The sequence below is a fragment of the Pseudomonas sp. B329 genome (genome assembly GCF_023127835.1).
GTDB lineage: Bacteria > Pseudomonadota > Gammaproteobacteria > Pseudomonadales > Pseudomonadaceae > Aquipseudomonas > Aquipseudomonas synxantha_A.
Map to the genome: position 1 here is coordinate 335122 of NZ_SPKP01000003.1, position 17965 is coordinate 353086.

The 17965-nt window shown below is 60.3% G+C and carries 18 protein-coding genes and 1 pseudogene; 13 read left to right on the forward strand and 6 right to left on the reverse strand.

Features of this window, described 5'->3' with window-relative positions:
- Window positions 1–2 precede the first annotated feature (2 nt).
- The 4 genes and pseudogenes from E4P00_RS02155 (at window position 3) to E4P00_RS02170 (ending at window position 2730) form a co-directional block, all read left to right on the forward strand.
- A pseudogene (locus tag E4P00_RS02155) lies at window positions 3–563 on the forward strand (plasmid pRiA4b ORF-3 family protein).
- Window positions 564–749: 186 nt separating this feature from the next.
- Window positions 750–1082, forward strand: coding sequence for a ComEA family DNA-binding protein (locus E4P00_RS02160; RefSeq protein WP_005786335.1), 333 nt, complete (start codon window positions 750–752; stop codon window positions 1080–1082).
- Window positions 1083–1222: 140 nt separating this feature from the next.
- The gene (locus E4P00_RS02165; protein WP_103733583.1) at window positions 1223–1867 is read left to right on the forward strand and encodes a GntR family transcriptional regulator; all 645 of its coding nucleotides are present in this window, start codon (window positions 1223–1225) and stop codon (window positions 1865–1867) included.
- Window positions 1868–1881: 14 nt separating this feature from the next.
- Window positions 1882–2730 (forward strand): DUF1989 domain-containing protein, encoded by an 849-nt coding sequence (locus E4P00_RS02170; protein ID WP_032877162.1) that lies wholly within the window; start codon window positions 1882–1884, stop codon window positions 2728–2730.
- 8 nt (window positions 2731–2738) lie between these two features.
- Here E4P00_RS02170 and E4P00_RS02175 read toward each other — a convergent pair whose 3' ends face one another.
- Entirely contained in the window at window positions 2739–2906 is a 168-nt protein-coding gene (locus E4P00_RS02175) for a DUF2897 family protein (protein WP_003172675.1), read from the reverse strand.
- Between the two features lie 110 nt (window positions 2907–3016).
- A complete protein-coding gene (gene eat / locus E4P00_RS02180; protein ID WP_248130586.1) occupies window positions 3017–4381 on the reverse strand; it encodes an ethanolamine permease in 1365 nt (454 codons plus the stop codon).
- A gap of 395 nt (window positions 4382–4776) precedes the next feature.
- On the opposite strand from eat, the gene kdpF reads away from it, so the two are divergent.
- The 6 genes from kdpF to E4P00_RS02210 all read left to right on the forward strand — a co-directional run bounded on the left by kdpF (window position 4777) and on the right by E4P00_RS02210 (window position 12725).
- Entirely contained in the window at window positions 4777–4866 is a 90-nt protein-coding gene (gene kdpF / locus E4P00_RS02185; protein ID WP_003218754.1) for a K(+)-transporting ATPase subunit F, read from the forward strand.
- A 9-nt stretch (window positions 4867–4875) separates the two neighbouring features.
- Window positions 4876–6570 (forward strand): potassium-transporting ATPase subunit KdpA, encoded by a 1695-nt coding sequence (kdpA, locus tag E4P00_RS02190; RefSeq protein WP_216090934.1) that lies wholly within the window; start codon window positions 4876–4878, stop codon window positions 6568–6570.
- A 12-nt stretch (window positions 6571–6582) separates the two neighbouring features.
- Complete coding sequence (gene kdpB / locus E4P00_RS02195) at window positions 6583–8640, forward strand: potassium-transporting ATPase subunit KdpB (protein WP_177464404.1); 2058 nt, start codon at window positions 6583–6585, stop codon at window positions 8638–8640.
- Window positions 8641–8667: 27 nt separating this feature from the next.
- Window positions 8668–9213: a potassium-transporting ATPase subunit KdpC gene (gene kdpC / locus E4P00_RS02200; protein ID WP_248130587.1), complete on the forward strand. Its 546-nt coding sequence runs from the start codon at window positions 8668–8670 to the stop codon at window positions 9211–9213.
- A 123-nt stretch (window positions 9214–9336) separates the two neighbouring features.
- Entirely contained in the window at window positions 9337–11988 is a 2652-nt protein-coding gene (locus E4P00_RS02205; RefSeq protein WP_248130588.1) for a sensor histidine kinase KdpD, read from the forward strand.
- Window positions 11989–12035: 47 nt separating this feature from the next.
- Window positions 12036–12725, forward strand: coding sequence for a response regulator (locus E4P00_RS02210; protein WP_078820683.1), 690 nt, complete (start codon window positions 12036–12038; stop codon window positions 12723–12725).
- A 102-nt stretch (window positions 12726–12827) separates the two neighbouring features.
- Here E4P00_RS02210 and E4P00_RS02215 read toward each other — a convergent pair whose 3' ends face one another.
- A complete protein-coding gene (locus tag E4P00_RS02215; protein ID WP_005786353.1) occupies window positions 12828–13865 on the reverse strand; it encodes a patatin-like phospholipase family protein in 1038 nt (345 codons plus the stop codon).
- A gap of 205 nt (window positions 13866–14070) precedes the next feature.
- Between E4P00_RS02215 and E4P00_RS02220 the strand changes: the two genes are divergently transcribed.
- The 3 genes from E4P00_RS02220 to E4P00_RS02230 all read left to right on the forward strand — a co-directional run bounded on the left by E4P00_RS02220 (window position 14071) and on the right by E4P00_RS02230 (window position 16042).
- On the forward strand, window positions 14071–14349 hold the full coding sequence (locus tag E4P00_RS02220) for a hypothetical protein (RefSeq protein ID WP_005786355.1): 279 nt from the start codon (window positions 14071–14073) through the stop codon (window positions 14347–14349).
- Window positions 14350–14393: 44 nt separating this feature from the next.
- On the forward strand, window positions 14394–15155 hold the full coding sequence (locus E4P00_RS02225) for a CHAD domain-containing protein (RefSeq protein ID WP_005786356.1): 762 nt from the start codon (window positions 14394–14396) through the stop codon (window positions 15153–15155).
- A gap of 89 nt (window positions 15156–15244) precedes the next feature.
- Entirely contained in the window at window positions 15245–16042 is a 798-nt protein-coding gene (locus E4P00_RS02230) for a thioesterase family protein (RefSeq protein ID WP_032877154.1), read from the forward strand.
- 6 nt (window positions 16043–16048) lie between these two features.
- Here E4P00_RS02230 and E4P00_RS02235 read toward each other — a convergent pair whose 3' ends face one another.
- The 3 genes from E4P00_RS02235 to E4P00_RS02245 form a co-directional block, all read right to left on the reverse strand.
- Window positions 16049–16411, reverse strand: coding sequence for an Mpo1-like protein (locus E4P00_RS02235; protein ID WP_005786360.1), 363 nt, complete (start codon window positions 16409–16411; stop codon window positions 16049–16051).
- 116 nt (window positions 16412–16527) lie between these two features.
- Window positions 16528–16917: a hypothetical protein gene (locus E4P00_RS02240; RefSeq protein WP_032877153.1), complete on the reverse strand. Its 390-nt coding sequence runs from the start codon at window positions 16915–16917 to the stop codon at window positions 16528–16530.
- On the reverse strand, window positions 16917–17965 hold a 1049-nt coding region (locus E4P00_RS02245), incomplete at its 5' end, for a polymorphic toxin type 47 domain-containing protein (RefSeq protein ID WP_248130589.1). The genes E4P00_RS02245 and E4P00_RS02240, both read right to left, overlap by 1 nt.

Here is a 17965-nt window from a genome sequence, read left to right on the forward strand (position 1 = left end):
CCATGGTTAAAATTGTCCGTTTACCCAAACCCGCCTCCGACCTGTTGCTGCTGCGCATTGAGCTGAAGTGGATCAATCCGAAGATTTGGCGCCGGTTCGCGGGGCCTGAAACACCACCTTGGGCAAACTGCACCGTGTCATCCAGGCCGTGATGGGTTGGAGATGATAGCCATCTGCATGAGTTTGAAATTGCCGGTGAGCGTTATCCCAATGGCTGGGAGGCCGACGGTTAATCCGGAAGCTCGTAAAACGCTGATCAAGGCGTTGAACGGAAAGCGGACATTTAATTATCTCTACGACTTTGGTGACAGCTGGCATCACAGTATCAAGGTCGAAAAAACGTTACCCGCTATTGCCTGTCCTCAGGTGCCGTATTGCATCGATGGCGCCAATGCTTGCCCACCGGAAAATGTGGGTGGCGGGGCTGGCTATGAGGACTTTTTGGCGGCGATGGCCCACCCCAATCATCCAGAGCATGACGACATGGTTGAATGGCATGGCGATGTTTTTGATCCAGCGGCATTAAGTGCGAGCGCGTGAGTCAGTGGTTTAAACGAATTTAGGTTTGAGCCGCAAGGCGGTGAAGCTCGGACGCTTACGTTTGATCGGCCCTGGTGCAATTTTATGACCTGATTTTTAAACACACACGGTTACTTATCAGTTTTTGACAGTCTCTAGCAATCACCTAAGTTAGAAAAGCAGCTTCGGAAAAGCTGCTTTTCTCTTACTGATGTCATGGAGCGTCACCAATGCAAAACCTCTACATTTCATCCCTCGTCTTCGCCTTCCTCACTAGCCTCTCCGTCGCCACCATCGCTGCGCCCTCCATCAAGCCGGAAGCTTCAAGCCCAATCTCCACCCAAATGACCAAGATCGAGCAATCCACCAAGGTCAACCTCAACGCCGCCGATGCCGAAACCCTGCGCCGCGACCTGTTCGGTATCGGCGCTTCCAAGGCGAAGGCAATCGTTGCGTATCGCGAAAGCAACGGTCCGTTCACGGCGGTGGATGAGTTACTGGAAGTAAAAGGCATCGGTAAAGCACTGCTGGAGAAGAATCGCGACAGATTGGTTATTAATTGAAGATGCGAAGATAGCCCCAGAAGGCCGGTCATTGACCGGCCTTTCCTTTATCAAAGCTGCGTCTATTTACTCTCAGGCCGCGTTGGCATGAAACGTGATTACATTCAACTCAACGATTGTTCAACAATCTTGAGGTGTACATGACGTCCAGCTTGTCTTTAGCCGACCAAATCGCCCTGGAATTACGCGCCGACATTATCGGCGGGCGGCTGCTGCCGGGTGTGTCGCTCGTCGAGGCCGACTTAGTCAAGGGCTACAACGCCTCGCGCAATACTATCCGTGAGGCGCTGCATCGCTTGGGCCAAGAAGGGCTTACCCGCTATGTCCGCAATAAGGGCGTAATGGTTCGGCGCCTGCAGCGGGCAGAAGTACGTGACCTCTTCGTAGTCCGCCGCACCCTGCAATTGCAGGCCATAGCCCAAAGCGGCCCGCTGACGGACACTCAATCAGGCCGCATGCAAAACGCTATCGACGCCACCACCCTGGCCCGGGAGCGCGAAGATTGGCGAGCGGTGGCTACCCACAGTCTTGTTTTCCACCAACAGATCGTCGCGTTGATGGACAGCCCACTGTTCGACGAGTTTTTTGCCCAGGTGATCGCCCAGCTGCGCCTGGTGTTTTGCGCCGCGCCGGATGAGCAGAGTTTCCAGTTACCCTGGCTGGAGCGCGACCATGAGATATACACGCTGTTAACCCGCAACCAAACCCAGGCCGCCAGCGAGGCGATGAGCCTGTACCTGGATGATTCGGAACATCTTTCCCTGGCCTTGTTTGATCACCCTTGATGGAGGATTGCCCCATGTACAAAGACTATCCGGCCGCGTACCAAGTCAGCAAAGGCTCAGCATTGCAGGTGGATACGGCGTTCTATGAGCGCATTCGTGATCAGAAAACCCAGCGCACGTTGATCGAACAGTTCGAGGTACCTATCCGTACGGGCAGGGCATGGAAAGTGCCGGCCGGGCATGTGTTCCGTGTGACCACGCCGGTGGGCCCGCAGGTGGGGGACTTCAACGTATGGAACGCCAATGACCCGCGCGAGCGTTTGTGGGCTGCGCGCACTCGGCAGCTTCAGGGTGCCCATGTCAGCACCCATGATCGCTTGTGGTCGAACCTGCCTTTTCTACGGCCACTGGTGACCATCACCGACGACAGCCTCGCCAGTTACGGCATCGATGAATACGGCGGACGCCTGCACGATTTGCTCGGTACGCGCTGCGATCCCTATGTGAACCGGATGCTGACTGGGGAGGACTTTCATCACCATTGCCACTCGAACCTGACCCGTGCGGTATTGCCCCATGGGCTGACGGAATTCGACGTGCATGACGTGTTGAATATTTTCCAGTGCACGGGCCTCAATCACGATGACATGTACTTTATGAAAGCCTGTCCGGCGCAGAAGGGTGATTACCTGGAGTTTTTTGCCGAGATTGATTTGCTGTGTGCGTTGTCGACGTGCCCTGGCGGGGATTTATCGCTACCGATGTGGGGGCCGGATGCGCAGGATCCGCTGACGGTGTGTCGTCCGTTGGGGGTGGAGATCTACCGGTTGGAGGATGAGTTGCTCAATGGCTGGAGCCAGCCGGAACGTGCTGCCTACAAGGGGCAGCACGGTTTGCATATCGCCAAGGCGGATTGGGAGTAACTCAAGGTTCAGCGATCCTGCGCATCCTTGGCATCCGCCTGCGCATTGCGCTCGGCCACGCGTTTACGTTGTTCGTCGGTGAGTTCGACTTTGTTGGCGCTGTCGCGCAGCATCATCAGCCCTCCGACGATCGAGCCGATTGCGACTACCATAATCAACCACGCATACCACGGCATAAGGCTCTCCTTGAGGCAGATGTCCGTGGGAAAGTTTCCCACGGTAATGACTGCTTTGAGTCACGGGCTTTCTGAGTAGTTCAGTGTAGGCCCGTTCTGCCTCGCGGGCGCTATAGTCCCGTCAACATCGCATCTGTCGGGGCGTCGGCGCGGTCTTGCGCGGTCAGTTGGAAATAGATGAAGCCTGCCAGCATAAAGCCCAGGAAGATCAGCCCGATCAGGGCGTTGAACCAGGCCATCGCCACCAGGCACACCACCGCCAGTACCAGTGCAATGCCTGGCACGATGGGGTAGCCCGGTGCGCGGAAGGTGCGTTCCAGCAGGGGCTCGGTCTTGCGCAGTTTGAACAGGCTGAGCATGCTCATGATGTACATGACGATGGCGCCGAACACCGCCATGGTGATCATCGCCGCGGTCAGGGTCATGCCGCCCAGGTTGATCAGGCCGTCGCTGTAGATGGCGGCGATGCCGACCAGGCCGCCGGCAATAATTGCTCGATGGGGTGTCTGAAAACGCGACAGTTTGGCCAGGAAAGGCGGCAGGTAACCGGCGCGGGCCAGGGCGAAGAACTGGCGCGAGTAGCCGAGGATGATGCCGTGGAAGCTCGCCACCAACCCGAACAAGCCAATCCACACCAGCATGTGCAACCAGCCGGAGCTTTCGCCGACTACGGTTTTCATCGCCTGGGGCAATGGGTCGTTGATGTTCGAGAGGGTGCGCCAGTCACCCACGCCACCGGCGAAGAACATTACGCCCATGGCCAGGATCACCAGGGTCAGGATGCCGCTGATATAGGCTTTTGGAATCGTGCGCTTGGGGTCCTTGGCTTCTTCGGCGGCCATGGCGGCGCCTTCGATGGCGAGGAAGAACCAGATGGCGAAGGGGATGGCGGCAAACATCCCGGCAATCGCCGGCGCGCCGAAGGTGTCGGAACCGGCCCAGCCGTTGAGGGCGAAGTTGCTGAAGCTGAACGCCGGGGCGACCACGCCCATGAACACCAGCAGTTCGGCGACGGCGAGTACGCACACCACCAGCTCAAAGGTCGCGGCAAGTTTGACCCCGAGGATGTTCAGGCCCATGAACACGATATAAGCGCCGACGGCGGCGTGCTTGGGATCAAGTGCCGGGAATTGCACGTTCAGGTAGGCGCCGATGGCCAGGGCAATTGCGGGCGGGGCGAAGACGAATTCGATCAAGGTAGCCAGCCCGGCAATCAAGCCGCCTTTTTCACCAAAGGCGCGACGGCTGTAGGCAAAGGGGCCTCCGGCATGGGGAATGGCGGTGGTCAGCTCGGTGAAACTGAAGATAAAGCAGGTGTACATGGCGGCGACCATCATTGAGGTCACCAAGAAGCCCAAGGTGCCGGCCACGCCCCAGCCATAGCTCCAGCCGAAGTACTCGCCGGAAATCACCAGCCCGACGGCGATGCCCCATAGATGCAGGGTGCCCAAGGTGGGTTTTAGGTGTGTGGTCATTTTCGCGTGCTCCCTGAAGGGGTTGGAATGATTCAGGGTGTTGCAGTGGTTATGCCAGGCTACGAAACCCTGTCGCAAAGCAGTGCTGGTGTCGCCTGCGGGACGGTTTGGCGTTTGAATGTGGCTTGGCGCGCACCAGATAAGGGCGGTGGTGTCTGACATGCCGCCATCGCGGGCAAGCCCGGCTCCCACATTTGGAATGCATTCCACTGTGGGAGCCGGGCTTGCCCGCGATGAGGCCCTCCCTGCCACTGCGAATCTCCTGTAAACCCGGCATAAACCCACTCTTTACGCCATCTTTACGCCCCACCCAACACCTCGCTCTCGTTCCTTTACACCACTCCTGCCGACAATTGCCCCACACGCGGCAATCGCCGCAAGACGGGGAAATTTCCATGAGCGTTCTGGACGGAGTGTCACTGCTATTGGCCGTGGCGCTGTTCATTTATCTGCTGGTTGCGCTGTTACGCGCGGATCGGAACTAGGAGCGGGCTATGCACAGTTATGACTATTGGCTGATCATCGCCTTTTTTGCCGTGGTACTGGTGCCGGCACCGTTTTTGGGGCGGTTCTACTACAAGGTGATGGAAGGCCAGCGCACGTGGTTGACGCCGGTGTTGGGGCCTGTCGAAAAGGCCTGTTATCGCCTTTCGGGCGTGGACGCGCAGCAGGAACAGAGCTGGCAGAAATACATGCTGGCCTTGCTCGCGTTCAACCTGGCGGGCTTCTTGTTGTTGTTCTCGATCCTGTTATTCCAGGGCTCCCTCCCACTGAACCCGCAGAAGTTGCCGGGCCAGGAATGGACCCTGGCGTTCAACACCGCCGTCAGTTTCATGACCAATACCAACTGGCAGAACTACAGCGGTGAGGCGTCCCTAAGTTATCTCAGCCAGATGGCCGGCCTCACTGTGCAGAACTTCGTCAGTGCGGCGACCGGTCTCGCCGTCCTGGTTGCCTTGTGCCGTGGGATCGGGCGCAAATCTGCCCAGACCTTGGGCAACTTCTGGGTCGACATGACGCGCGCCACCCTCTACGGCCTGCTGCCGTTGTGCCTGGTGCTCGCACTGTTCCTGGTGTGGCAGGGCGTGCCGCAAACCTTCGCCCACTATGTTGACGCCGTCACGCTGCAGGGCGTGGACCAAGTGATTCCCTTGGGCCCGGCGGCCAGCCAGATTGCGATCAAGCAACTGGGCACCAATGGCGGCGGCTTCTTCGGGGTGAACTCGGCGCATCCGTTCGAAGACCCGACAGCCTGGGCCAACCTGTTCGAAGTGGCCTCGATCATTCTGATCCCGGTGGCGTTGGTATTTACCTTCGGCCACTACGTCAAAGACCTGCGTCAGAGCCGGGCGATCCTCGCGTGTATGCTGGCGCTGTTCCTGATCGGCGGCGCGACGTCGCTGTGGTCCGAATACCAGCCCAATCCGACCTTGAACAACCCGGCCGTGGAGCAAACCGCACCGCTGGAGGGCAAGGAAACACGCTTCGGTACCACCGGCACCGTGCTGTGGTCGGTGACCACTACCGCGGCATCCAACGGCTCGGTCAACGGTATGCAGGACAGCCTCAGCCCGCTGAGTGGGATGGTGGCATTGGTCAACATGATGGTTGGCGAAGTGATCTTTGGCGGCGTCGGTGCTGGCATGTACGGCATGCTGCTTAACGTACTGATCGCGGTGTTCCTCGCCGGCCTGATGATCGGCCGCACGCCGGAATATCTGGGCAAGAAACTCCAGGCCAAGGAAGTGCAATTGCTGGTGGTGACCCTGCTGGTCATGCCGGTCGGCGTGCTGGTGTTGAGTGCCATCGCCGCCAGCCTGCCGGGCCCGGCGGGCGCGATCAGTAACCCTGGCCCCCACGGCTTCAGTCAGTTGCTTTACGCCTACACCTCGGCCAGTGCCAACAACGGTTCGGCGTTTGCCGGCCTCGGTGCCAACACCGCGTTCCATAACCTGATGCTCGGCCTGGGCATGTTGATCGGCCGCTTTGGCTACATCCTCCCGGTGCTGGCTCTGGCCGGCAGCCTGGCGATGAAGAAGGCCGCACCGATTGGCCAGAACAGCTTCCCCACCCATGGCCCGCTGTTCGTGACCTTGTTGACCGTGACCATTTTGCTGGTGGGCGGCCTGACTTTCCTGCCGACGCTGGCGCTTGGGCCTATCGCTGAACATCTGAGCATGGGCTTCTAAAGGGACATGAAAATGAATATGCCTGCAAAAAACGCGGCCCCGGTCAAAACCCAGGAGCCTGCCAAAACCGCCATCTCGGCGCTCTGGCGCCCGGCGCTGGTCCAGGCTTTCGTCAAGCTCGACCCACGCCAACTGCAACGCTCGCCGGTGATGCTGGTGGTCGAACTGACCGCCATCCTCACCACCGTATTGTGCTTTGTGCCCGATACCACCGTGCCCACCTTTGTTGCGGTGCAAATCGCCGTGTGGCTGTGGTTCACCGTGCTGTTCGCCAACTTCGCCGAAGCCCTGGCCGAAGGCCGCGGCAAGGCCCGCGCAGACAGCCTCAAGGCCGGCAGCGAAGGTTTGAGCGCCCGGCGCCAGGAGGCCGATGGCAGCTTCAAGGTGGTGCCGGCCACCAGCCTGCGCAAGGGCGATGTGGTACGTGTTGCCGCGGGGGAAATGATCCCCGGTGACGGCGAGGTCGTCGAAGGTATTGCGGCGGTCAACGAAGCGGCGATCACCGGCGAATCCGCCCCGGTCATCCGCGAGTCCGGCGGTGACCGCTCAGCCGTTACCGGCAACACACGGCTGGTGTCGGACTGGCTGCTGATTCGCATCACCGCCAACCCGGGTGAGTCCACACTGGATCGCATGATTGCGTTGGTGGAAGGCGCCAAACGCCAGAAAACCCCCAACGAAGTCGCGCTGGATATCCTGCTGATCGGCCTGACCCTGATCTTCCTGCTGGTAGTGGTGACCTTGCAGCCGTTCGCGCATTTTGCCAATGGCAGCCTGCCTCTGGTGTTCCTGGTCGCACTGCTGGTGACGCTGATTCCCACCACCATTGGCGGCTTGTTGTCCGCCATCGGGATTGCCGGCATGGATCGCCTGGTGCGTCTCAATGTGATCGCCAAGTCCGGCCGCGCCGTGGAAGCGGCGGGGGACGTGCATGTGTTGCTGCTGGACAAGACCGGCACCATTACTTTTGGTAACCGTCGTTGCTCGGCCGTGGTCGCGGCGCCTGGCGTCAGTGGTCGGGAATTGGCTGAAGGCGCGCTGCTGGCATCCCTGGCCGATGACACGGCGGAAGGCAAATCCATCGTTGAATACCTGCGTGCCTTGCACCCGCAGGCCGAGCCAAGCCTGGATGAATTGACCGCCGTACCCTTCAGCGCCGAGACCCGATTGTCGGGTGTCGACTATCAGGGCCGCGTGTTCCGCAAAGGCGCCGTGGATTCGCTGCTGGCGTTTATCGGCCAGCAACGCAGCGAGCTTTTACCTGCGCTGTCGCGGGAAATCGACAAGATCGCCCAAAGCGGCGGCACCCCATTGCTGGTCTGCGCCGATGGCAAATTGCTCGGTGCGATCCATCTCAAGGACGTGGTCAAGCCCGGCATCCGCGAGCGGTTTGCCGAGTTGCGCAAGTTGGGGATTCGCACCGTGATGGTCACTGGCGACAACCCCCTGACCGCCGCCGCGATTGCCGCTGAAGCCGGGGTGGATGACGTGCTGGCCGAAGCCACGCCAGAGAAGAAACTCGCGCGTATTCGCCATGAACAAAACGATGGTCGCCTTGTTGCCATGTGCGGCGACGGCGCCAACGACGCCCCGGCGCTGGCCCAGGCTGACGTCGGCATGGCCATGAACGACGGCACCCAGGCCGCGCGCGAAGCGGCCAACATGGTCGACCTCGACAGCGACCCGACCAAGCTGCTGGACGTGGTGCAGATCGGCAAGGAATTGCTGGTAACCCGTGGCGCGTTGACGACCTTTTCCATCGCCAACGACGTGGCCAAGTACTTCGCAATCCTGCCGGCGCTGTTCGCCTCGATCTACCCGCAACTGGGCGTGCTCAACATCATGCACTTGCAGAGCCCGCAGAGCGCGATCCTCTCGGCCATTGTGTTTAACGCCTTGATTATCGTGGTGCTGATTCCCCTGGCGCTGCGCGGTGTACGGGTGCAAGCGGCGAGTGCGGCGGCCTTGCTGCGGCGCAACCTGCTGATTTACGGCCTGGGCGGGCTCTTGGTGCCGTTCGTGGGTATCAAAGCCATCGACATGCTGCTGACGGCGCTGCACCTGGTTTGACCTGTCTGATTTATTGAGGATTTGACTATGACAAACATCATCCGCCCCGCCCTGAGTCTGCTGGTACTCATGACCCTGATCACCGGCGTCGCCTACCCGCTGGTGGTCACGGGCGTGGCGCAAGTGGCCTTCCCCGATCAGGCCAATGGCAGCCTAGTGCACGACGCCAGCGGCAAGGTGCGCGGCTCCAGCCTGATCGCCCAGGACTTTACCGGCGACCGCTGGTTTCATCCACGCCCGTCAGCAGGAGCCTTTGCGACGGTGTCCAGCAGTGCCAGTAACCTGGGCCCCAGCAATCCGGCCTTGGCGACCCGCATAGTCGAGGATGCCGGCAAACAATCAGTGCCTGGCCAGGGCCCGGTGCCACTGGCCTCGCTGACGACCTCCGGCAGCGGCCTTGATCCACACTTGCCACCGCAGGCGATTGCCTATCAACTGGCGCGAGTGGCGGCAGCGCGCAATGTGCCGGTGGCGACCTTGCAGCGGTTGATGGATGAGCACATCGAAAGCCCGTTGGTAGGGCCGCCGGTGGTGAATGTCCTGGCGTTGAATATGGCTTTGGAAGTGTTGTAAGCAAGGCGATCGCCATCGCGGGCAAGCCCGGCTCCCACATTTGGAATGCATTCCACTGTGAGAGCCGGGCTTGCCCGCGATGGCGGCCTTGAAGACTCTCTATAAATACCTGAAGGAACCCGTATGAGCGACTCCGGCCGCGCCGATGCCCTGTTAGCCGATCTGCCCCGGGCTGGCCGTGGCCGGCTCAAGGTCTTCCTCGGTGCCGCGCCTGGCGTGGGCAAGACCTACGCCATGCTCCAGGCGGCCCACACCCAACTGCGCCAGGGCGTACGGCTGATTGCCGGGGTGGTCGAAACCCACGGCCGCGCCGAGACCGAAGCCTTGCTCAGCGGCCTGCCGCAACAACCGCTGTTGCGCAGCGAATACCGCGGCGTGATGCTCGAAGAAATGGACCTCGACGGCCTGCTCGCCGCCAAGCCCAAGCTGGTGCTGGTAGATGAACTGGCCCACAGCAACGCCCCCGGCAGCCGTCATGAAAAGCGCTGGCAAGACATTCAGGAACTGCTCGCCGCCGGCATCAACGTGTTCACTACGGTCAACGTCCAGCACCTGGAAAGCCTCAATGATCAGGTGCGTGGCATCACCGGCGTGCAAGTGCGCGAAACCCTGCCGGACTGGGTGCTGCAAGAGGCCGACGAACTGTTGCTGATCGACCTGCCATCGCGCGAACTGCTCGAACGCCTGCGTGACGGCAAGGTGTATGTGCCCGAACAGGCGCGTGCGGCTATCGATGCGTTTTTCACCCAGACCAACCTCATGGCCCTGCGCGAACTGGCGATGCAAACCGCCGCCGCCCACGTCGACGATGATCTGGCCCAGGGCTATCGCCAACTCGGACAGGCCGCGCCGGCGGTACGTGGGCGTTTGCTGGTGGGCGTGGATGGTGATGCGCAAGCCGAACGCCTGGTGCGTCATGCCAGTCGCGTGGCCCAGCGTCGGCATTTACCCTGGAGCCTGGTGCACGTCGACAACGGCCGAGCGCGGGATGAGCAATCGCGCCTGCGTCTGCAGAACGCCCAGCAACTGGCGGAGCGGTTGGGCGGCGAAGTGGTGTTACTGCGGGCCGGGGAGGTCGCCAAGACCCTGATCCAGCACGCCGCCGAACGCCGTGCCAGTTTGTTGCTGGTGGGGCAGTCGCGGATGCGCTGGCGCCGGCGCTTGTTCGGTGGTGGCTTGGCGGCGCGGCTGTTGCGCAATGCCCGTGGCCTGGAAATCAACGTCCTCGACAGCGATGACATACCGACGCCGCCACGCTTGCCGGATGTGCGCGGGTTAGTGTGGTTCGATTACGCTTTGGCGGTGGTTGCCACGGTGGTTGCTGCGGCCGTGGCTTGGGCCGTGTCCAGTGTGTTGCCGCTGCCGAATATCTCGCTGGTGTTTCTCGCTGCCGTATTGCTGGTGGCGGTGCGCAGCAGCCTGGGGCCGTCGCTGGTATGCGCGGCGCTGTCGTTCATGACCTACGATTTTCTGTTTATCCCGCCGAACTTTTCCTTCGCCATTCAGCGCGAAGAGGATGTGCTGACCCTGCTGTTCTTCCTGCTGATGGCAGCCCTGACCGGCAACCTCGCCGCGCGCCAGCGCCGCCAGCTGCAGGCATTGCGCGATACCCAGGAAGAAACCAGCGAGCTGCTCGACCTGTCGCGCAAGCTCACGGCGGCCACCGATCGCCAAGCCGTGATCAGCGCCGCCGCCCACCATCTGCAAGGCTGGCGCGACCTTGACTTGTGTCTGGTCAATCGCGACGGTCAGGGCGGCTGGACGGTCGAGACCGGTGGCCCGCTGACCCTCACCGAAGCCGAACGCGCTGCCGCCGATTGGGCCTGGCAGCATGATCAGCCTGCCGGTATGGGCACCGGCACCTTGCCGTTCGGACGTTGGTGGTGGTGGCCGTTGTCGGGTGAAGAGGGGCCGCTGGGCTTGCTCGGTGTCAGCGCCAAACCGGGCCTGGAGTTGAGCGGGCAACGCCGACGTTTGCTCACTGCCTTGAGCCAGCCACTGGCCCAGGCGCTGGCGCGGGCGCAGTTGGGGCAAGAGTTGGAGTCGGCGCGTCTGCACGGCGAAACCGAACAACTGCGCAGCGCCTTGCTGGCGTCGGTGTCCCACGATTTGCGCACGCCGTTGACCTCCATGCGCGGCAGTATCGATAGCCTGCTGGCCCTCGGCGAAGCCATTCCCATGGAGGATCGTCGCGAATTGCTTGAAGGCACCCGTGATGAGGCCGAGCGCCTGGACCGCTATATCCAGAACCTGCTGGACATGACGCGGCTGGGCCACGGCGCGCTGAAACTGGCGCGCGACTGGGTGTCGCCCGGTGATATCGTCGGCAGTGCCCTCGGGCGTTTGCGCGCGGTGCTGGCGCCATTGCAAGTGAGCACCGAGGTGCCGTCGGAACTGCCCTTGTTGTATGTGCATGCGGCGTTGATCGAACAGGCATTGGTCAATGTGCTGGAAAACGCCGCCCGGTTTTCGCCGCCCCAGGGTCGCTTGCAGTTGCGCGCTGGCGTGCAGGATGAGCAGTTGTTTTTTGCCGTGGCGGATGAAGGGCCGGGGATTCCCGAGGAGGAGCGTGCGAAGATTTTCGACATGTTCTATACCGCTGCCCGCGGTGATCGGGGCGGACAGGGCACTGGCCTCGGTTTGGCGATCTGCCAGGGCATGGTGGGTGCGCACGGCGGGCATATCAGCGTGGCCGATGGCATTGATGGGCGGGGTACCTGCATCACGTTGTTTCTGCCGCTACAATCTCAACCTGGCTTGGACACTGACCTTTGAATAGCTCCTGAATGGGGTGATTTTTTAACGGATTTTGATGAGACACCATGAGCCAGACCGCGACGATTCTCGTCATAGATGACGAACCGCAGATCCGCAAATTCCTGCGCATCAGCCTGGCCTCCCAGGGCTATAAGGTGATCGAGGCCGGCACCGGCAACGAAGGCCTGGCGCAAGCGGCCCTGAACAAACCGGACCTGCTGGTGCTCGACCTGGGGCTGCCCGACATGGACGGCCAGCAGGTGCTGCGCGAGTTTCGCGAGTGGTCGACGGTACCGGTGCTGGTGCTGTCGGTGCGGGCCAGTGAAGGCCAGAAAGTCGAGGCTCTTGACGGTGGCGCCAATGACTACGTGACTAAGCCCTTCGGCATCCAGGAATTCCTCGCTCGGGTGCGTGCGTTGTTGCGTCAGGCACCGGCGGGAGAGGCCCAGGAAGCCGCCTTGAATTTCGGCCCGCTGACGGTGGACCTGGCTTATCGCCGCGTGCTGCTGGACGGTGCCGAAGTGGCGCTGACCCGCAAGGAGTATGCAGTGCTGGCGCAACTGGCCCGGCATCCGGGGCGGGTGATTACCCAGCAGCAATTGCTCAAGGACATCTGGGGCCCGACTCACACCGAAGACAGCCATTACCTGCGTATCGTGGTGGGGCACCTGCGCCAGAAACTGGCGGATGACCCGACGCAGCCACGGTTTATCGTGACCGAGGCGGGGGTGGGGTATCGGTTGCTGAATGCTTGAGTTTTTGTGGGAGGGGGCAAGCCCCCTCCCACATTTTGAGTGTATTCACAGATTAAAATGTGGGGCTTGCCCGCGATGAGGCCATCAGCGCCACCCACGCGCTCAACTCTGCTCACTCTCGTACCGATCCAACGTATCACTGGCGATCTCCCGCCCCAAGGCGATCAGCTCCGGCGCCTTGTAGAACTCGAAGAACCGGCACACTCGCTTCGGCACGTTGATCAGCACATCTGGCGGGTAGCCTGCGATCTTGTACTGCGCCAATGAGGTTTGCATCACCTCGAAACTCTGGTTGATCAGGTCCAGCAGCGACGCAGGCCCGACGTTATCGATGATGAACGAGCCGGTCGCCGACTTCGGTGCGCCGGCTTTTTCCGGCGCGGCAGCGGGTTGCTGGGATTCGGGTTCAGCCGACTCCAGCCACGGGTTGATCTCTGCTGCCTGGGCCTGCAAGGCTTCCTGTTCGAGCTTCATCAACTGCTCGGCCTGTTTGCGGCGAAATGGCAGGTGCGATCCGAGTGACTTGGCCAGGCTGTTGAAGCGGCTTTTGAACGCCGGCGGGCGCTGGATCACCGGCAGCCGATAGTGCTTCTGGTTGGTGGCGTTGAGGTTGACCGCGATGATCAAGTCACAGTGGCTCGACACCACCGGCACGATAGGCAGGGGGTTGAGCAGACCGCCGTCCACCAGCATCCGATTGCCTTGCATCACCGGGGTGAACAGGCTTGGGATCGCCGCCGATGCGCGCATGGCCTGGTGCAGGCAGCCTTCCTGAAACCAGATTTCCTGTTGGTTGGTAAGGTCGGTGGCCACAGCGGTGTAGGGGATGCGCAGCTCTTCGATATTGATCTCGCCGACGATTTTGCGAATCTGCCCGAAAACTTTTTCGCCACGAATCGCACCCAGGCGAAAGCTCACATCTACCAGGCGCAATACGTCGAGGTAGTCCAGGCTTTCGATCCAGTTTCGATATTCGTCCAGCTTGCCTGCGGCATAGATGCCGCCGACCACCGCGCCCATCGAACAGCCGGCGATACAGGCGATGTCATAGCCGCGTCGTTCGATTTCTTCGATCACCCCGATATGGGCGTAGCCCCTGGCTCCCCCGGAGCCCAGCACTAAGGCAACACGTTTTTTCATGTCCCAGTCCTTCGCAAAACAGGTGCCCACAATGCACCCATCCGGGGGGCGGCTTCAATCTTCGGTTATTTTTAGAGGATAACCTTTGCGCTCGGGTATGCTCTGGCAATAGGTACGACCGATTTCAGGCTAGGGACAAGGCACTTTTCCCTGTGGGCAACGTCTACAGGCTACGAATGATTTTGCTTATTTTGAGGTGTCATCAATGAAAGCCTGGATGTGTGTGCCTGTGATCGTGCTGGCCTTGGCCGGCTGTGCCGGCAAGACGGCCTACCGCGACAGCTGCGGTTCCCAATTGGATGCCGCCTGGAAAGAACTCGATCTGGCCAAGGCTGAAGGTTTTGCTGGCACCGTGAGCTACTCCAAGGCTCTGTCGCTATTGACTGGCGCCAAGACCCAGCAGCAGTTTGAAGCGTTTGAAGGGTGCTCCAACAAAGCCCAGAAGGCGCGGTTCTATATTCGTGAGTCTCGCGCCGGGCGTTGACCTGTAGCGGCGAGTAGGATTATTCATTGGAAAGTGAGGGCAGGATGTCAGCGTTGGTCAATCAGTTAGTCGCCCAGGTCATAGGCCTGGAAGTAGGGTTACTGAGCTGCCAGGCTCGCCTCGCCGCCGTCACTGACGATGAAGCCCTGCATGATTTGCGCACCACCGTGCGGCGCTTGCGCAGCTTGTTGCGGCCTTTGCGCGGGCTGCCCGGTGTGGAACAGCTTGAATTGGCCGCCAGTACGGTTGGCCAATTGACCACGCCGCTGCGTGACCGCGAGGTCCTGGCGGCGTATCTGCATCAGCACGGTTATCACGAGGCGGCTGATCGGCGCCTGCGCCTGCAACCCGAGGCCTATCGCCATGTGGCGCAAAGCCCGGAACTGGCGCACCTGTTACTGATTCTGGATGCATTCCCACGCTTTATTCGCGCCTCCCAGCACCAGAAACTGCTCAAAGGCCTGCGCCCGCGCATCGAGAAACGCCTGGCCAAGCAATGGCAGAAACTCGATGAAGCCCTGAAGGATCCCGAGCATGATCGCCACCGCCTGCGGTTGCTGATCAAGCGCGTGCGTTACGCCGCCGAGGCTTACCCCGAACTGGACAAGCTATCCCCCAACGCCATGTCGCGATTGAAGAAAGCCCAAAGCGCCCTGGGCGACTGGCATGACTGCTGGCAGTGGCTGGCCCAGGCCGGGCAGCAGGCGGATCTGCAACCCTGCGTTGCCATCTGGCAGCGCACCATGCTCAAGGCTCAAGGGCAGGCTGACCGTGTGCTGGACAAACTCAGCGCCGATTGTTTTTAACGCGGTCCGGCTTTTGGCCGGAATGGGCGGTGTGCCGGTCCGTCTCGATGGTTAAGATTCCCCATCGATTTTCTTGATGTGAGGTCGCCATGCGCTTTAGTGATTTGCTCGACGCTGCCCGAAGCAACCCGTTGGACGTCACCATTCCTGCCGAATGGGCTCAGGGCCGAGCCACCTTTGGCGGCCTGGTCGCCGCCCTGCAATATGAGGCCCTGCGCGCGCAGGTGCCGGCGGATCGCCCCTTGCGCTCCCTGGCCATCACCTTTGTCGGCCCGGTCGCGCCGGATGTGCCCGCCAGTTATCAAGTCGAAGTGTTGCGCGAAGGCAAGGCCGTCAGCCAGTTGCTCGGCCGCGTGTTGCAGAACGGCGAAGTGGCGACCCTGGTCCAGGCCAGCTTTGGCGCGTCTCGAGCATCGGAAATTGACGTGGCGAGCGAAGCTCCGCCGGTATTCAAACATTGGGATGAATGTCAGGAGTTGCCCTACATCAAGGGCGTCACCCCTGAATTCATGCGCCATCTGGCGATGCGCTGGAGTGTCGGCGGCCTGCCGTTCACCGGTAACAAATCCCGCGACATGGGCGGTTGGGTACGGTTGCGCGGGGATGTGAAAGAAGAGCCACTGACCGAGGCGCATATCCTCGCCCTGGTCGACGCCTGGCCGCCGGCCCTGCTGCCACACCTGAAAAAGCCTGCGCCAGGCAGCACCCTGACCTGGACCATCGAGTTCATCCAGCCGCTGCAAGACCTGACCACCCTCGATTGGTGCCAATACCACGTCAACATCGAACATGCCCGCGACGGCTACGGCCATGCGGCCGCTGCGCTGTGGAGCCCGACCGGCGAGTTGATCGCCCTCAGCCGCCAGACCGTGGTGGTGTTCGCCTAAGCCCCTTCAGTGGTGGTGACGTTGCCGCCAGGCACGCCACCAGCCACCGCTCAACACAAAGCGCGGGAAGGTCACGAACTGCTCGACAACAAGGCGTTGCACCGCATCTTTACGGTCGCTGAACGGCTCACTGGCCTGGGCTTCCAGGCTGTGGCCGTGACGCTGCAACGCCAGGCCCGCCACGATGCCGACCACACCGATAGCCAAGCTGGCCAGGCTCAGGCTGAACACCCCTGAAACGATCAGCAGGAAACCGACGATAAACAGCGGCACGGCAATCAGGTGCAACGCCAGGTTGGTCGGGTGCTGATGGTTTTGTGGGTAATGACGCCATTGCCAGGCGGGGAGATTGGGGTGACGTTTGCCCATGGTGGTGAGTCCTCTGTCCGTTGGAACAACTTGGACAGAGTTTAGGTGCGCACGGGCGGGGTAGCGAATCAAGGCTGGCTATTAGGGTTATAGAGAACAGTTTGGCGGAGTGATCCTCATGCCCAAATGACGCAGTTATGATCATCCATATGCACCAAAAACGTTATTTCGCTATCGGTTATCCAAAATGGATAGCCGGTGGTTTCGCCTAAAACAGATGCTAGAACTCGAGAGTTATCAATTTTCCAGGCGGTATATGCTGAGTCAAATACCACCAGAATTAGATCCCTCTCGCTGATGCGATACGGTATTTCCTTCCAAAAGTCAGGGTTGTGCTCCGTGCTTTTTTCGTTCAGCTCGATGGGATCAAGCACATTGCTTTGCGATTTGAAGAATTTTCTCGTCAGGGCGTTTATCAATAAGTTGAGTTCGCTTGAGTCAAGCTTTCCAGCGCCGATGTTCAAGGTATTAAAGGCTGCGTCTATTTCGTCTTCCAAATAGCTCATCAGGGGACACCTATTCTTGACCGGCTGACGGGAACGAGTTGAAGCAGGATATGGCCTCTTTTTGCTCCTCCCTCACCTCTCTTTCCAGGCGTTTGATAGCCAATATGAGGGGATTTCGGGCCTTCCTTACTTGGCACGAGTACTGGATCGTCAATATTCACTTCAGCTCCCCTATTGGGACCCGTTTGTACCCGCCATTCCGTTGGAAATGATTTTCCATATTGGTCTTTGCTCCATTTCGATACGCTGTACTCGGTCTTGGGTATACCCGTTCTGCGAAAAGCCTCATCCAAACCATTATGCATTTGTTGGTAGCTGTCGCCGGCTTGTTTTCTCCAGTCCAGATCGACATCTGGGTTAAGTTTCCAGCTGTTTCCCGTGCTTGGATTAGGACAGTCTGAAGGCGCACAAGCTAAACCTAATGGATCAATCCACCCAGTAGGATTGGGCACATACTGGTAACCATTGATCCCACCCGCCAACTTCACCGGATCCGGCGTCAGGTAACGACCAATATCCGGATTGTAGTAGCGATGGCGGTTGTAGTGCAGGCCGCTTTCCTGGTCAAAATACTGCCCCTGAAAACGCAGCGGATTGTCGATTTTGCCTACGTCGAGCCGTGCGATCTGACCGTAGGCGCGGTAGTGGGCGGACCAGACGATTTCGCCCTCGGGGCTGGTCAGTTCCCGCGGTGTGCCGAGGTGGTCGAGTTGGTAGTGGTAGGGTGTTGTGGCTTGTGGTCCGTAGCCTTCCAGCAGTGCCAGTGGACGGAAGCTGTCCGGTTCGTAGATGTAGCTGCGGTGGCGGTCCGCATGATGTTCGGCAATCAACTTGTCGCCTTGCCAGAAAAACTCGGTGGTCTTGCCATCCACGGTCTTGCTGACACGTCGCCCAAACGGGTCATAGCGATAACTAGCGGTTTCGCTGTTCGGTTTTGTGATTTTTATTAACCGATGCTGGCAGTCGTAGCGGTACTCCGTAACGAGTTGATGGCCCTTGCCGCGCCGTTCGCGGATCAGGTTGCCGAAGGCGTCGTAGTCGTAATGGC